The 15,357-nt window shown below is 64.7% G+C and carries 12 protein-coding genes; 2 read left to right on the forward strand and 10 right to left on the reverse strand.

The window, feature by feature from the left end; translation table 11 throughout:
• Positions 1–3: 3 nt before the first annotated feature.
• Positions 4–1,548 carry an acyl-CoA carboxylase subunit beta gene (locus tag ACT4ML_RS18335; protein WP_444722220.1) on the reverse strand — a complete coding sequence of 515 codons (1,545 nt, stop codon included), beginning with the start codon at positions 1,546–1,548 and terminating at the stop codon, positions 4–6.
• A gap of 270 nt (positions 1,549–1,818) precedes the next feature.
• On the opposite strand from ACT4ML_RS18335, the gene ACT4ML_RS18340 reads away from it, so the two are divergent.
• The gene (locus ACT4ML_RS18340) at positions 1,819–3,168 is read left to right on the forward strand and encodes a sodium-dependent transporter (protein WP_444722164.1); all 1,350 of its coding nucleotides are present in this window, start codon (positions 1,819–1,821) and stop codon (positions 3,166–3,168) included.
• 21 nt (positions 3,169–3,189) lie between these two features.
• Here the strand turns inward: ACT4ML_RS18340 and ACT4ML_RS18345 are convergent, their stop codons facing one another.
• Complete coding sequence (locus tag ACT4ML_RS18345; protein WP_444722165.1) at positions 3,190–3,924, reverse strand: SDR family oxidoreductase; 735 nt, start codon at positions 3,922–3,924, stop codon at positions 3,190–3,192.
• 68 nt (positions 3,925–3,992) lie between these two features.
• Positions 3,993–4,439, reverse strand: a complete 447-nt coding sequence (locus ACT4ML_RS18350; protein ID WP_138245442.1) for a response regulator — start codon at positions 4,437–4,439, stop codon at positions 3,993–3,995.
• 184 nt (positions 4,440–4,623) lie between these two features.
• Here ACT4ML_RS18350 and ACT4ML_RS18355 point away from each other — a divergent pair, with 184 nt between their 5' ends.
• Positions 4,624–5,289 carry a glycerophosphodiester phosphodiesterase gene (locus ACT4ML_RS18355; RefSeq protein ID WP_444722166.1) on the forward strand — a complete coding sequence of 222 codons (666 nt, stop codon included), beginning with the start codon at positions 4,624–4,626 and terminating at the stop codon, positions 5,287–5,289.
• 117 nt (positions 5,290–5,406) lie between these two features.
• Here the strand turns inward: ACT4ML_RS18355 and ACT4ML_RS18360 are convergent, their stop codons facing one another.
• The 7 genes from ACT4ML_RS18360 to ACT4ML_RS18390 all read right to left on the reverse strand — a co-directional run bounded on the left by ACT4ML_RS18360 (position 5,407) and on the right by ACT4ML_RS18390 (position 15,356).
• Positions 5,407–5,796 carry a hypothetical protein gene (locus ACT4ML_RS18360; protein WP_138245444.1) on the reverse strand — a complete coding sequence of 130 codons (390 nt, stop codon included), beginning with the start codon at positions 5,794–5,796 and terminating at the stop codon, positions 5,407–5,409.
• Positions 5,797–5,958: 162 nt separating this feature from the next.
• Positions 5,959–6,348, reverse strand: a complete 390-nt coding sequence (locus ACT4ML_RS18365) for a secondary thiamine-phosphate synthase enzyme YjbQ (RefSeq protein WP_444722167.1) — start codon at positions 6,346–6,348, stop codon at positions 5,959–5,961.
• Positions 6,349–6,441: 93 nt separating this feature from the next.
• Complete coding sequence (locus tag ACT4ML_RS18370) at positions 6,442–7,467, reverse strand: HEAT repeat domain-containing protein (protein ID WP_444722168.1); 1,026 nt, start codon at positions 7,465–7,467, stop codon at positions 6,442–6,444.
• A 129-nt stretch (positions 7,468–7,596) separates the two neighbouring features.
• Positions 7,597–9,627, reverse strand: coding sequence for a SpoVR family protein (locus tag ACT4ML_RS18375; protein ID WP_444722169.1), 2,031 nt, complete (start codon positions 9,625–9,627; stop codon positions 7,597–7,599).
• 47 nt (positions 9,628–9,674) lie between these two features.
• Positions 9,675–11,003, reverse strand: coding sequence for a YeaH/YhbH family protein (locus tag ACT4ML_RS18380; protein WP_444722170.1), 1,329 nt, complete (start codon positions 11,001–11,003; stop codon positions 9,675–9,677).
• Positions 10,994–13,282 (reverse strand): PrkA family serine protein kinase, encoded by a 2,289-nt coding sequence (locus tag ACT4ML_RS18385; RefSeq protein ID WP_444722171.1) that lies wholly within the window; start codon positions 13,280–13,282, stop codon positions 10,994–10,996. The genes ACT4ML_RS18380 and ACT4ML_RS18385 overlap by 10 nt, the downstream gene beginning before the upstream one ends.
• 1 nt (position 13,283) lies before the next feature.
• Positions 13,284–15,356, reverse strand: a complete 2,073-nt coding sequence (locus ACT4ML_RS18390) for a PrkA family serine protein kinase (RefSeq protein WP_444722172.1) — start codon at positions 15,354–15,356, stop codon at positions 13,284–13,286.
• Position 15,357: the final 1 nt, after the last annotated feature.

A 15,357-nucleotide genomic window follows, 5' to 3' on the forward strand; every position in this document is an offset into this window, starting at 1 on the left:
TGACTACAGCGGGATGTTGCCGTGTTTCTTGTCCGGGTTCGACTCGCGTTTCGTCTCGAGCATCTCGAGGTCGTCGATCAGCCGCGGCCGGGTCTCGGTGGGGACGATCACGTCGTCGAGGAAGCCCTTGTCCGTCGCGGTGTAGGGGTTGGCGAACTCCTCGCGGTACTCCTCGATGAGTTCGTCCCGGAGTTCGTCGGGGTTCTCGGCCTCCTCAAGTTCCTCGCGGTAGAGGATGTTGACCGCGCCCTGCGGGCCCATGACGGCGATTTCGGCGGTCGGCCACGCGTAGTTGACGTCCGCGCCGAGGTTCTTCGAGGCCATCACGCAGTAGGCACCGCCGTACGCCTTCCGCGTGATGACGGTCAGTAACGGCACGCTCGCCTCGGCGTAGGCGTAGAGGAGTTTCGCGCCGTGGCGGATGATCCCGCGGTGTTCCTGATCGGTTCCGGGCATGTAGCCGGGGACGTCGACGAAGGTGACGATGGGGATGTTAAAGGAGTCACAGAAGCGGACGAACCGCGAGCCCTTCATCGAGGCGTCGACGGTCAGGGTGCCGGCGTTGACGCGGGGCTGGTTGGCGACGAGACCGACCGAGCGGCCGTCGAGGCGGCCGAAGCCGACGACGAGGTTCTGGGCGAAGTTGTCCGCGACTTCGAAGAACGAGCCCTCGTCGACGACGCTGTCGATGACGTTCGTCATGTCGTAGGGCTTTTGCGGACTCGGCGGGACGATGTCGGTCAGCGCGTCGTCGCGGCGGTCGGGATCGTCCCACGGCTCGACCCGGGGCGGGTCCTCGACGTTGTTCTGTGGCAGATAGGAGAGCAGTCGCTTGATATCGTCGAGGGCCTGTTCCTCGCTCTCGCAGGCGAACTGGGCGACGCCGGTCTTGTTGGCGTGGGTCATCGCGCCGCCGAGTTCCTCGTGGGTGACCTCCTCACCGGTGACGGTCTTGGTGACGCCGGGCCCGGTGATGTACATGTGGCTCGTGTCCGTGACCATGAAGATGAAGTCGGTGATCGCGGGGGAGTAGACGGAGCCGCCGGCACACGGCCCCATGATCCCCGAAATCTGTGGGATGACGCCGCTGGCCTCCTGATTCCGGCGGAAGATTTCGGTGTAGCCGGCAAGGCTCTTGACGCCCTCCTGAATGCGGGCCCCGGCGGAGTCGTTGAGCCCGATGACGGGCGCGCCGACCTCCATCGCCATGTCCATGACCTTACAGACCTTCTCGGCGAAGACCTCGCCGAGCGAGCCGCCGAAGACGGTGAAATCGTGGGCGAAGACGAACGTGGTCCGTCCGTTGACCTCGCCGTAGCCCGTGACGACGCCGTCGCCGGGAATCTGCTTCTCCTCCATCCCGAACTGGCTCGTCTGGTGGGTCCGGAGCTGGTCGAACTCCGTGAACGTCCCGTCGTCGAGGAAGTAATCGATCCGCTCGCGAGCGGTCATCTTCCCCTTGTCGTGTTGCTTCTCGATCCGCGCTTCGCCGCCGCCCTTCCGTGCCTCCTCACGGAGTTCCTCGAGTTCGTCGATGCGGTCTTCCATCGTCATGCCGGGAACACCCCTGCTCGATTCATACGCCGTTGTGCGAGGACCAACAGGAAAAGGATTCCGTAATACCTTCACGATTTATCACTCCTCGAGTCGACCGGTCGCGTCCGATCGAGGCATCGACCGACTATCATTTATACCGGTAACACGATCGGACCGGTTCGGGATTTTAGCCGTCTAGACAGCGAATTGTCGTCTTCAGTCGGTCTCTCTCATTCTGGAAACCAGGAACAATTATATAGTATCTCTTTCAAACCGACCCACATGGCACAACGCGAAACATGGGCAACGAGAGCAGGGTTCATCCTCGCCGCCGTCGGCAGCGCGGTGGGATTAGGTAACGTCTGGAGATTTCCGTATCAAGTCGGTGAATACGGCGGCGCGGCGTTTCTCGTCGTCTACCTCGCTTTGATCGCGGTCATCGGGTTCCCAGTGATCTTGGTCGAGTTCACTGTCGGCCGGTACACGGATCGGAATCCCGTCGGTGCGCTCAAGCAGATCGGAGAGGGTGCGTGGACGAAAATAGGCTGGGTCTTCGTCACGGCCGGCTTCGTTATCCTCTCGTACTACAGTGTCGTCGCTGGCTGGGTCCTGCAGTACACCGTCTACGGACTGCAGGGGAACTACGCCGCAGACGGTGCGGCACAGTTCGGAGCGACCACGGGGGGAATGCTGTCGATCCTCACACACGCGATTTTCATGGCGGCGGTCATCGGCGTCGTCGGATTCGGTATCCGTCGCGGGATCGAGTTCTCGGTTAAGCTGATGGTTCCCGCGATCATCGTCCTCTTGATCGGTCTGGCAGTCTACGCCGGCACGCTCCCGAGCGCCGGGGAAGCCTACGCGTACTACCTGTCACCGGAACTGAGCACGATTACCGCAAACTGGATGGATATCTTACCCGCGGCCGCCGCACAGGCGTTCTTCACGCTCTCGCTCGGGATGGGCGTGATGATCACCTACGCATCCTACCTCGGGGAGGATCGGAACCTCGCCAAAGACGCCGTCATCATCGTCGGATTGGATACGGCGATCGCGTTCACCGTCGGCCTCGTCGCGTTCCCGGTCCTCTTCTCCGGAGACCTCGCTGTCGCCGACATCGTCGCGATCGGCGACGGGCCCGGGTTCATCTTCATCGCGCTTTCGCAGGCGTTTAGCAACATTCCGTTCGGCAGCGTTCTCGGCGCGGTCTTCTTCGGGACCGTCTTCATCGCGGCGCTCTCGAGCGCGATCAGCATCATGGAGGTCGTCGTGTCCTACCTGATCGACGAACGCGGCGTCGATCGCGTCCCGGCGACGCTGCTCATCGGGACCGCGATCTTCCTCTTCGGCGTTCCCGTCGCGTACGACGGAAGTCTCTCGTGGCTTACGGTCTACGACGAACTCGCTAACAACATCCTGCTCATCCTCGGCGCACTGTTGTTGTCGATCTACATCGGCTGGGTCGGGACCGACATCGGCCTCGAGGAACTCGGCAAAGGTGTTCGAAACCTCGGCGGCTGGGGAACGGCCTGGATCTGGGCCCTTCGAGTTCCCGTCGTCGTTACGCTGGTCGTGATCCTCGGACTGAACGCGATCGGTGCGTACGAGGCGATCAGCGGTATTCTCGGCTGATCGGCGGTCCGTTTTCGCCGATCAGGCCTCGCCGTACACTGGCACAGCAGCGCCGCTGGTCACCGCGGCCCCGTCGCTACAGAGGAAGGCCACCACGTCCGCGATCTCGAGGGGATCGACCCACGAGTCGTGGTCCGCGTCGGGCATCATCTCCCGGTTCATCGGCGTGTCGATGACGCTCGGCATGACGCTGTTGGCCCGCACCGTCCCGCTGTTTTCCTCGGCGATCGTCTCCATCAGCAGCCGGATGCCGGCCTTCGTGATCCGGTAGGGGCCGTCCCCCTCGCCGCCCTCGAGCGAGGATCGAGCGCTGATGCTGACGATCGAGCCGTCCGTCTCCTGGAGGTGTGGCAGGGCGTGTTTCGAGGCGAGAAATGCGGTCTTCAGGTTGATGTCGACGAGCATCTCGAACGCCTCGAGGTCGGTCTCCTCGACGTGGTCGCCGCCGCGCCACGTCCCGGCGATGTTCAGGAGGTGATCGATCCGGCCGTGGTCGTCGACGACGGTCTCTATCAGGGCCGCGACGTCGTCCTCGTCGGTCAGGTCCGTCTCGTAGAACGCGAGGGCCGATTCGTCGTCGGGATCGCGCTCGAGCTGGCTGTCCGCCTCGGCCGGCGCGATCACGTCGACGGCACAGACGGTTGCCCCCGCCTCGAGAAATCGGTCGACTGCGGCGCTGCCGAGCGCGCCGCTCGCGCCGGTGATCACCGCGACGGTCCCGCTGAAGTCGACGTCGAACGCGGTCGTCACTGCCATACGAGACGTTCGCGGGCCGTTCGCATGAAAGGGCGGGGCCATCGGACGGCCGGTCGACCGCGTCGGCGTTACGAGGAGTCCGTCGGCAGCGCGGCTCGCCTGAACCAGAAGTCGGCGACCGCTTCGACCATCTCGGCGTACTCCTCCGAATCGGTCGGTTTCGTGAGATACGCGTTGGCCGCGAGTTCGTAGCTCTCGTGGATATCCTCGACGGTCGCCGATTGGGTCAACACGAGCACGGGGAGTCGCGCGAGCGTCGGCTCGTCCGTCAGCGCCTCGAGGAACTCGAGGCCGTCCATCCGCGGGAGGTCCAGATCCAACAAGACGAGGTCCGGAACCGACGGCGGCTCGTCGCCGCGGTCGGTCAGCCGCAGGAGCGCCTCGTCGCCGTCGGTGGCGACGTGGATCGAGATATCGAGATCTAACCCACCGAACGCATCGCGGATGAACTGCACGTCCTCGTCGTCATTTTCGACGAGGAGCACGTCGATCGGTTCGTCGTGTCGACTGCTCATACTGTTCCCATGACGAATACGTCAGTGACTGTTTCATCCACTCCAGTAATCATGCACTTCTAGTCAGAGTATTCGTTTAAGGCTACTTGCTAAGTGATTTGGAATCCCGCGGCGAATCGCACCAGCCGCCGTGGATGCAACTCGACGGACGACTAAAGCCGCCGGAGATCGATGAGGGCACTGAATGCGACTCATCGCACACCGGGGGTTCGCCGCGACAGCCCCCGAGAACACGATCGGTGCCGTCCGGGCTGCAGCCGAGCACGCCGACGCCGTCGAGTTCGACGTGCGGCGGTGTGGCTCCGGCGAACTCGTCGTCGTCCACGACGACACCATCGACCGCGTCACCGACGGCTCCGGGACCGTCGCGGACGCCACCGTGAGCGAACTCACCGCTCACTCCGTCCTCGAGTCCGACGAGTCGATCCCGACCCTCGACGCGATGCTCGCGGCCCTGCCGCCGACCGTCGAGGTCAACCTCGAACTGAAAGAGCCCGGTATCGCGGGCGACGTGCTCGCGGCGCTCGAGGACGCGGATATCGACAACCGGGTCGTGACGACCTCCTTTCTCGACGGCGAACTGCGGACGATCCGCGAGCGCGACCCGAGTCAGCCGATCGGCTTGCTCGCCAGTCGCCACCTCGAGACGCCGGTCACGACGGCGGTCGAACTCGACTGCGACGTCCTCGGCGCGAGCTGCTGGCGCTGTCTGGCGACCCGGATCGTGCCGCGTGCGAAAGCCGTGGGGCTCGAGGTCCACTCGTGGTCGATCGAACGGCGACCGATGGCGACGCTGCTCGAGCGGCGCGGCGTCGACTGCGTCTCGGCGGATCGGCCGATCCGCGTCTGACCGCTCGGTGCGGAGTGTCCGGCTATCCCACGACCGGCCTCGAGAGTCCGGTGATTCGCAGTCCACGTCGGACGGCGCAGTGGCCCGGTGGTCCCGTCGTCAGCCATCGGTTTCGCGCTAGCGCCCCGGCCGCTGGAATTCGATGGTCACGACGCCCTCCGCGAGTTCGTCCGTCGAGCGTATCGCTCCGGTTCGGTACGTCGCGTTTCGGTCCACATCGGCTTCGGCCGGCGGGAAGAACAGCACCCGTTCCCGGGTGTTCTCGTACCGAATAACGCGCGTCTCGTATCCGCTCCAGTAGAGGTCGGCGAGAAACGATTCGCCCTCCTGTACCGAAACGGACGGCTTGTACTCGAGGGGCCGAGAGACGACGCGAAACCGCGCGTCCGGATGCCAGTCGCTGCCGTACAGTCTGGCCCGGTCCTCGCGTTCGTTTCGAGCGCGTGTCCGTTGGGCACCCAGCAGTCCGAGGACGGAACTGCCGAGGAGCAACGCTGCCCGTCGCACGGCCGCTCGTCGCGAGACGGGGACCGCGCCCGAGTCGTCCGTATCTATCTCGCGCGCTCTCGAGGCCTCTCGAGTCAATTCATCGGGCGTACGCCGCGCTGGTACTTGAACGAGATCTGTGAAAATACAGGGCCGCGGTACCGCCCGTTTGAGAGTCGAGCGCTAGTCGCCGACGGTCGTCACGGACACCGTCCGCGTTCGCGGGCCGTCGCACTCGACGAGCAACACCGACTGCCACGTCCCGAGCGCCAACTCGCCGTCTGCGACCGGAATCGTCACGTCGGGACCGATCAGCGCCGCTCGCAGGTGCGAGTCCGCGTTCCCGTCCAATTCGTCGTGTGCGTGCCCCTCGTCGGGCACCAGATCTCGCAGGAACGACTCGAGGTCCCCCCGGAGCCGCGGTTCGTCCTCTTGGACGACGAGGCCGGCCGTCGTGTGCTCGACGAAGGCCGTACAGGTCCCGGATTCCAGATCGTCGGGGACGGCCGCGACGATGCGATCGGTCACGTCGACGGTCGTCAGTCGCGACTCGGTCTCGACGGGAAAGGCCATGTGCGAGTCCACAATCGCGAGAACGGAGTGCGTTCCGGTCGCCGCGGTCGGCGAGAACTGTGGACGGCGTCGTCGCCGTCCTCGCCGCAGCCGCTACGAGAGTTGCGTGACGGCCCACGCGGCGCGGTCGCGAACCGTCGGTGCCGGGTCCTCGCTCGCGAGATTCTCGAGGTGAGACACGGCCGCCTCGACGCGACCGTACCCGAGCGCGGTGCAGACGTTCGCCCGGACGAGCGGGTGATCGTCCGCGAGCAACTCGAGGAGCCGTCCGCGGACCGGTTCGATCGCGGGGTCGCTCTCGGCGGCGACGCGGGCGATCGCGTCCGCGGCGACGGCTCGCGTCTCCGGATCGTCGCGCGACAGCGCCGCGCCGAGTTCGTCACAGACCGGTTCGACGGCGGCGGGATCGCAGCGGGCCGCGTCGCCGAGACAGCCGATCGCGGCGTGGCGAAGGGCCGTCTCGTCGTGATCGACGAGCGCGGCAGCGTGGGCGACGAACTCGAGGGAGGGCAGCGTTCCGTCGGAACGCGCCAGCCGGCCGAGGGCCCGAAGCGCCTGGAGCCCGTACTCGTCCGGGCCAGACGCCAGCGCGTCGGTGAGGACCGGTACCGCGGGCTCGATCGCCGTCGGCTCCTCCCTCGAGACGTGCGCTATCGCCTGCAGCCCCTCTCGATCGTAGCCGCGTCGCTCCTCGAGTACGTCGGCGATCGCCGCGGCGTGATCGGCCACGACGTCCGGCCGCTCGGCAGCGACGGCGGCGATGCATCGAAGCAGTTCTCCCGTGGCCGGCTGCTCCGTGCGTTCGACGGCGACGCCGACGATGGCCGCGGTCGACGGCGCGACATCGGTGGGCGCTTCGGTCGCCAGATCGGCGAGACAGGCGGCCACCTCGTCGTGAAAATCGATTTCGGGCCGCTCGAGCAGCGCTCGGAGCTTCGGAACCGTCGGCGCGTACGCTGCGGTTTGCCCCCGTTCGTCGATTGCAGTTCGAATTCGTCGGACCGCGGTTCGTTGTGCAGTCGGTTCCTCGGCGTCGAGTCGCGTCAGGATCGCTGGCAGATCGACTCCGGTGGCCCCCCGGCCCCGGGGCTCGATGGCCTCGCCCCCGTCCCCAGTCATCGTGTCCTGCATTGGAGATGGGCTATAAAACCGTTCTGGCCGATCGAGTCCGTACAACCGGTTGTTCGAGCCGGATGTCGGCGAAACCGAACCTGTTCGAAATCGGAAGCGAGCGGCAGCCGAGTGACTCTACGCCAGCCACTCGTCGGGCTTGGTGTCGTAATCGACGTCGTCGGCCGCGAGGTGTTCGACCTCCTCCCACGGCACGTCCTCGGTCGTCATCGTCTCGCCGTTGTACCGGATCAGCTTGCCCTGCTCTTCGGGCTCGGGCTCGCGGTTGCGGCGCTTGGCGACCTCGATGTCGTGTTCGTCGACCTCCTTGACGATCGTCAGGAGGTTCACCGGCCGTCCCCACAGCTCGAAGATGCGCTTGAGCGTTTCCTTCGCCTGCCCCAGATCGAGCATGACGCCGTTGTACTGGTGGCCGAGCAGCAGTTCGTTGGCGTTGTTGTAGTTGCCGTCGTAGACCGCGATCGTCGGCTTCCCGAAGTTGGTGAACTGCAGGAGCAGTTTCTTCTTGACGTCCTCGGCCGCGTCGCTGGCGACGTGGAACTGCCCGGTCGCCTGGGAGTGTTCGTAGGTGAAGTAGTTGTTCTCCGTGATGAACTCCTGGGTCAGGAACTCGTCCAAGAAGGTCACGTCGTTGTGGCTCTCCCGGACGTCGAACATCCGATCCCAGCCGGCCGTGAAGTCGACGTTCTCGAGCGCTTCCTCGACCGACGAATAGCGGGCGTCGTCGAACAGGTAGCGGCCGATCCGCTCGAGTTCGTTCTGGTTGACCCGCGCGAGGAAGCCGCGGTTCTGGCGCTTGACCAGCGAGTAGTGCCGGCGGGCCAGCCCCTCATAGGTCAGCACCTTCCACGGGTATTTCGACACGTCGATCTCGCCCTCGCGGGCCCGCTCGAGGGCTTCGTGGTCGACCCACTCGTCCGGAACCTCCTCGAGCTGATCGAGCGTCTCCGGGGTGATCGTCTCGATCGCCGTCGGCGGCTCGAGGGTCTCGAGGACCGCCTCGAAATCGACGACGTCGGTGAGATTGCGCCACGAGACGCCCTCGACGCGCAGGAGGTGCTCGAGCACGTCCCGGCGGTTGGTCGTGTTCTCGACGTACTCCCAGAGTTCCATGCCGAGGCTGTAAGGGTTCAGCCCGCCGGAGGCGAGCACCTTCGCCATGTGGTCGGCGTAGTTCAGGAACTCGTCGTCGCCGGCGAAGACCTCGTCGGTCATCATCGTCGACTCCCAGTAAGCGGCCCACCCCTCGTTCATCACCTTCGTCATCTTCTGGGCGGCGAAGTAGTAGGCCTCGGCGCGCATCATATCGAGGATGTCGCGTTGCCATTCCGCCATCTCGACGCCCCGGTCCGCCTCGTCGTCGTACTGCTTGCCGTGCTCGCGGACGAACGCCAGCACGTCCTTCTGGGGCTGTTCGGGGAAGCTCCCCGTGATGTCCTCGTCCTCGAGTTTCTCGACCCACTCCTCGTTGAACACTTCGCCTTTGATCTCGTCGGAGAGCTCGAGTTCGTCTAGCTTTTCGGCGAGGTCCCCGTCGATCTCCTCGATCGCGGGCCCGTCGACGTCGAGCCGGCGGGTGAACACCTGATGCTGGTCGATGTTGTCCTCCAGCGAGAGGCAGTGGTCGATCCACTTCTCGACCTCGGCGCGGTCGATCTCGGGATCGGACATGTACTCGTCGATGGCCCGCGCGTGGCGCTCGAGCATGGCGGCCGCGTTGACCTGATCCTCGTCGGCGCGCCCGCTGGTGAACATGCCGAACCAGTCGTTGTTCGCGAAGAAGTCCGAGTGGGCCTCGACGTGGGTGATGACCGCCTTCTGGTCGGCCACCGTGTTCGACTCCTGGAGGAACGCGTGGGCCGGGTTGTCGTTGTTAACGATCTCGAAGGCCTTCCCGCCGCCGTACTGGCCCTGCTTTTGCTGCTTGTCGTACTGCATGCCCCACCGCCAGTGAGGGTACCGGCTCTGGAACCCGCCGTAGGCGATGAGTTCGTTCATCTCGTCGTAGTCGATGATCCAGTACTTCACCGGGTAGGGATCGAGGCCGAGATTCGTCGCGAGGTTCCGCGCCTCCTCGACCGGTTCCTCGAGGTCGCTGGCGATCGCCTGTTTGCGGAATCGGTCCGCGTTGGAATTTGACTTACTCATGGAAACCACCGGGGTTCGTGAGTTCGAAGCGAACGGCGTTCGCTTCGTTACTCATCTCGCTCACCTTCCGTGCTGAGGATGTCGTAGATCGCGTCGGTCACGTCGTCCTCGCCGTTGACGTACGCCACCGCGACGTCCTCGGCGTCGGTGCCGAAGTGGCGCTCGAGTTCCTCGGCGTGGGTGGCGTTGATCGCGTTGCCCGACGGCTGGGTCTCCACGTAGGCGTGGAGGTTCGCCGGGATCTGTTCCATCATCGGGATCACGCGCTCCTCGGTGTCGTTCGAGGAGTTCTCGGAGTCGCCCGCGGCGAAGACATAGCGGTTCCAGTCGCTCCACGGGTACTCCTCTAACAGTTCGTTCGCGAGCTCGTACGCGCTCGAGATCTTGGTCCCGCCGCCGCTGCGGATGCCGAAGAACTCGTCGCGTTCGACCTGCCACGCGTCGGCGTCGTGGGCGATGTAGACGAACTCGGCGTTGTCGTACTTGCCCTGGAGGTACCAGTCCAGCGGCGTGAAGGTCCGCTCGACGAGTTCGCGTTTCTTCTCGCGCATCGAGCCGGAGACGTCGCGGATGTTGACGACGACGACGTTCTTCTCTTTCTCCTCGATGATCTCGGGGTGACGGTAGCGCTCGTCTTCCCGTCGGAAGGGGACGTGTTTGACCCCCTCGCGGCGGATCTTCTGCTGGACGCTCTCGCGCTCGACGTTCTCCTCGACGTCCTCGATGGAGTCCCATTTCCCGCGTTCCTCGTCCGGAACGTCGTCGTAGGCCTCCTGAATCCAGGCCATCGACACCGGGAGGTTCTCGCCGCGGGCCCACTCGAAGACCTCGCGGGGCGAAATCCCCTCGACCTTGCAGAGTTCCCGCAGGAACTCCTCGTCGAAGTCCATCGCGAGCTTTCGCTTGAGCCCCTCCTTGAACATCCGCTCGAAGTCGAGCGTGCTGTTGGGACCGGTCCGGGTGAGGTCCGTGAACGGCCCCTCCTTTTCCTCGATGACCTTCTTGCCCTTCGGGTCGAGGTCGAGCCCGAGTTCCTCGTCGAGTTCCTCGGCGAACTCCTCGGGATCCATCTCGTAGTACTCGTGCTCGCCGCCCTCCTCGCCGGGTTCGCCGTCCTCGCCGTCGTCGTCGCCCGGCTGGGGCTGGGGTTGGCCGACCGGCTGGCCGGTATCGGGCGTGCCGTCCTCGCCCTGGCCGACCCCGCCCTGATCGCGCTGGTCGTACTCGAACTCCGGCAGCGAGACGATCTTGACCGGGATGTTGATCTCGCCCGGCCGGCTCTGTCCGAGGTCGCCGTACTGGATGAAGTCGGCCAGATCCTCGCGGCGCTGCTCGCCGACTTCGCGGAATCGCTCGAGGTCGTCTCTCAGTCCCATCTGTAGCTCACCTGTCCCATGACGTGTCGGCTGGTCAGTTCGGCCGACGCCTCCGAGTAGCCGAAGAGGTCGACCATCGTGTCGATCGTGTTCGCTTTCACGGCGGCCGTCTCGGTCCCGCTCGGCGGATCGCTCCACTGCCGCGGGTCGAAGTCCTCGAAGGTCCGCTCGACGTCGTCCCAGTCGTGGCTCTCGAGGACGGTCTTGATCACCGGGATCGCGGTCAGATCGACGTCCTCGACCGAGAAGTCCTCGTCGCGGTGTTCCCACGCGTGGCGGTTCAGCGACGTGATGACCTTCTCGCGCCGGAAGTTCCGGACGCTCTCGCGGGGCTGGTTGCCGTCGTACTCGGACTCGGAGAACCGACCCAGATGCTCGATCTCGAACAGCTTCATCGTCAGCGGGTCGGGTTCGACGCGCTCGCCGCGGTCGTTGTACAGCGGCTCCTCGGTCTCCCACGCGTAGACGTGTTCGACGTACTCGGCGACGGTCTCCTCGTCGACGCGTTTGTCGTGCATGATGGCCTCGATGACGTCGCTCTCCTGCTGGTCGTAGATGTAGTTCTTCACCGGGACGACGCGGTTCTCGAACTCCGAGCGCTCGCCCGTCGAGAAGACCGGGGCGTCGATCAGTCCCTCGACCATGGCGTTGAGGACATCTCGGGGCATGACGATGTCCTCAACCGACAGGTCGGCGTGGTGGCGGTCCCGATCGGTCTGGAGGAGTTCTGCGAGCCGATCCCGCGTGTACGTGACCGGGATCCCGTGATCGCCGTCGTCGCCGTCGTCGCCGAAGTCGAACTCGTCTTTCTCCCGGCGGCTATCGCCCTCCTGCAGGAAGCCCTGATCGTAGATGAGTGCTTTGTCGACGAGGTCCAGCCCGTTCGGGAGGTCCTCCTCGTCTAACCGCGTGACAACCGCGTACAGCGCCGCCGCCTCGATCGCGTGCGGGGCGAACTCCTGAACCCGCGTCTCGCCGTCGCGATCCTTGACCGTCACCCGGACCGGCGCGCGGATCCGATCGGCGAGTTCGTCGTAGCTCTCGGCCTCCCAGACGTTCGTTTCGTTCGTGAGTTCGCGCCGGATCAGTTCCGTCTCGAGGCTCAGGTTCGTCAGGTAGCCAAAGCGGTGCTTATCGAGCCGCCGTTTCAGCGCCTTCAACGGGTCCATGCCGTTCCGATCCGAGTGCTGGTTGAGCTGGGCCTCGAGGTCGGGGTTCGAGATGATCAGCAGTTGCGAGTCGACATCCATCCCGATCCCCTTGTCCAACTTCACGGACTGCTCGTCGGGGACGTTCAGCAGCTTCTGGAGCAGGTCGGCGTGTTGGGCCGCGTCCTCGACGATCGTGAGGACGCCGTTGCCCTGCGAGAGCACGCCGTCGTAGCTAAAGGCCTGCGGGTTCTTGCGCCCGCGCGAATCCAGTTCCTGCAGCATGCCGTGCATCCACGAGCCGACGAGCCGTTCCTTGGGCGGGCCGTCGTCCTCGGAGTGGAGGACGCCGACGCCCTGTCCCGTGTCGACGACGTAGTTCTTCACGCGGAGGTGGCTCTCGTCGGTGATCGCCGAGAACAGCTCGTCCTCGCCCTCGCGGCGGTAGCGCTCCTCGAGGAAGTCGTAGGCCTCGCGGGAGAACGGGTCGAGTTGGGCGTCGACCTGCACGGGGACGTGATCGTCGAGTTCCCCGTTGAGTTCCTCGAGCAACTCCTCGCGGACGTTCTCGGGGAACACCGACAGCGGGTGAGCCTGGACGGGGCTCTCGTACCAGTTCTGGTCGTCGGCGGCGCTCGCGGCGTCGCTACCGTAGCTCAGCCCGCGGTCGCTGCCCTCGGCGGTCGAGATGTTCCACTCGACCGTGTAGCGCCGGCCCTCGGGGGTCTTCGAGTACTCCCGAAGTCCGTTGACCAGACAGCGCTTGAGTTCGGACTTCCCGGTCGCGGTCGGGCCCTCGAACCAGATGATCTTCTCGTCTTTGGCCCGGCCCGCGGCGATCGACCGCAGGTCGTCGACGAACCCGTTCAGCACCTCGGTGTTGCCGAGAATCGCGTGCTCGCCGTCGTTGTGCGGATCGTCGAAGAAGCGGTAGCGCTCCTTCTCTTCGCCCTCCTCGACCACGGTTCGGGTGCCCGCGGCCTCGATCGCCTCGAGTAGATACTTCGACGCGTGGGAGGCGATCGACGGGTTCTCGAAGATCCGATCGACGTAGGAGGCGAGGGTCATCGGCTCCTCGTAGGTCTCCTCGAGGGCGCGGTCCGCCTCGGTGACGTAGTCGTGTCCGGTCATGCTAGTCTTCCATCTCGGCCTTGGCGACCTCCGCGCCGGCGAACTCGAGCACCTCCTTTGCTCCGCCCTCGGAGTAGCCCTGTTCGATCAGCGCGTCGATCCACGCCGAGCGCTCGTCGTCGTCGAATTCGTTGGCGCTGACCAGCGCGGAGAAGTTGATGTTGTGTTTCTTGTCCTCCCAGAGTTTGCGCTCTAAGGCACGGCGCAGGCGCTCGTTGTCCTGCGGGTTGAACGCCTCGCCCTCGCGGGCCCGGCGGCTGACCCAGTTCGAGACCTCCTGCCGGAAGTCCTCCTTGCGGTCCTCGGGGATGTCGAGTTTCTCCTCGACGGAGCGCAGGAACGTCTCGTCGGGTTCCTGCTCGCGGCCCGTCAACTCGTCTTCGATAGTGTCGTCGTCAATGTAGGCCATCACGTGGTCCATGTACTTCTCGCCCTGGCGCTGGATCTCGTCGATATCGTAGGCCAGCGCGTGGCGGACGTCCTCGATAGCCCGCTCCTTGTACTCCTCGCGGACGGTCTCGAGGTAGCGGTAGTACTTCTCGAAGTTCTCCTCGGGGATGGAGCCGTGGTGCTCGAGGTTCTCCTCGAAGAAGTTGAACACCGTCAGCGGCGAGAGGAACCCGCGCTGGCGGTGTTTCGAGTCCATGATGGCCTCGGCGATCTCGTCGCCGATGAACCGGGGCGAGACGCCGACCATGCCCTCGCCGATTTCGGCCTTCTGCTCGGCCTCCTCGCGGAGTTTCTTGATGTCGAGGTCGTCGCCCTCGTCGATCTCGCCGTTGTAGGCCTTGGCCTTCGAGAGCAGTCCGACGGTCTCGGTGTCGGGCTCCTCGATGCGGGTGAGGACGCCGAACAGGCCCGCCATCTCGAGGGTGTGGGGTTCGACGTTGATGTCCGGCACGTCGGCGTTGGAGAGCATCTTGTCGTAGATGCTGGCCTCGTCCTCGTAGGAGAGGACGTAGGGGAAGTCGATCCGCTTGGTGCGGTCGTTAAAGGCCTCCATCTTCTCGTCGCCCTTCTTGTCCTTGTACTCGGGCATGTTCGTCCGGCCGACGATCACCTGATCGATGTCGATTCGGGGGTTGTTCTTTGGCTTGATCGTCTGCTCTTGGGTCGCGTGCAGGAAGTCGTAGAGGAACTCCCGCTGGAGTTTCAGCAGTTCCTCGCCGGAGAAGATGCCGCGGTTCGCGTTACAGAAGGCCCCCGAGTAGTCGAACGCGCGCGGGTCGGACTCCCCGTAGATGGCGATCTTGGAGTAGTTGACGTCGCCGGTCAGCTCCGTCTCGTCCTGGTTCTTCTTGTCCTTGGGCTCGAAGGTCTCGAGTCCCTGTCGTTTGTTCTCGTCGGCGACGAAGCGGACGATCTCGATGTGGTTCTCGAGGACCTGCTGGAGGTCGTCGTCGTAGTACGCCAGCAGCCTGTCCATGTAGAACTCGCTTTCGGGGTCGAGCGCCTGCTCGTTTTGAATCGTGTACGGCGCATCGAGGTTCTCGTTCAAGTCGTCGATGACCCGCTGGCGCTGCTCTAAGGGGAGGAGCACGAGCGGGTCCTGATTCATCGGGGACCGGACGGTGTCGTCGGCCGGGTCCTGATCCTGAATCACGTCACAGAGGTTGGTCCAGCGGAAGGTGTACATCCGGCCGTCGTCCCGGAGCGTGTAGTCCTCGAAGTACTTGCGGACCTGCTTGTCGAAGTGGGACTTCCCGGAGCCGACCGGGCCGAGCAGGAGCTTGATCCGGCGCTCGGGACCCAGCCGCCGGGCTCCCGACTTGACCTTGTTGACGAACTCGTGGATCGACTGATGGATCACCTTCCCGTAGAAGGTGTTCTCGCCGTCGCCCAGCGGGTCCTCGCTCGCGAGTTGGTACTCGACCATCCCTTCGGTCTCGTCGTAGGTGGTGCCGTAGTAGTCGAACATGTCCGCGACGCGCTGGTGGGCGTTGCGGGCCACCTTCGGGTCCTCGTACACCTCCTCGAGGTACCAGTCGAAGGACTTGGTCTCCCGCAGGTCTGCGGGCATCGATTCCTTGTAGTCCGTACTGAGCTGCTCGAGTGTTTCGATGTCACCGGTCATG

Origin of the sequence: Natrinema sp. LN54 (genome assembly GCF_052439245.1) — an archaeon.
Taxonomy (GTDB): domain Archaea; phylum Halobacteriota; class Halobacteria; order Halobacteriales; family Natrialbaceae; genus Natrinema; species Natrinema versiforme_A.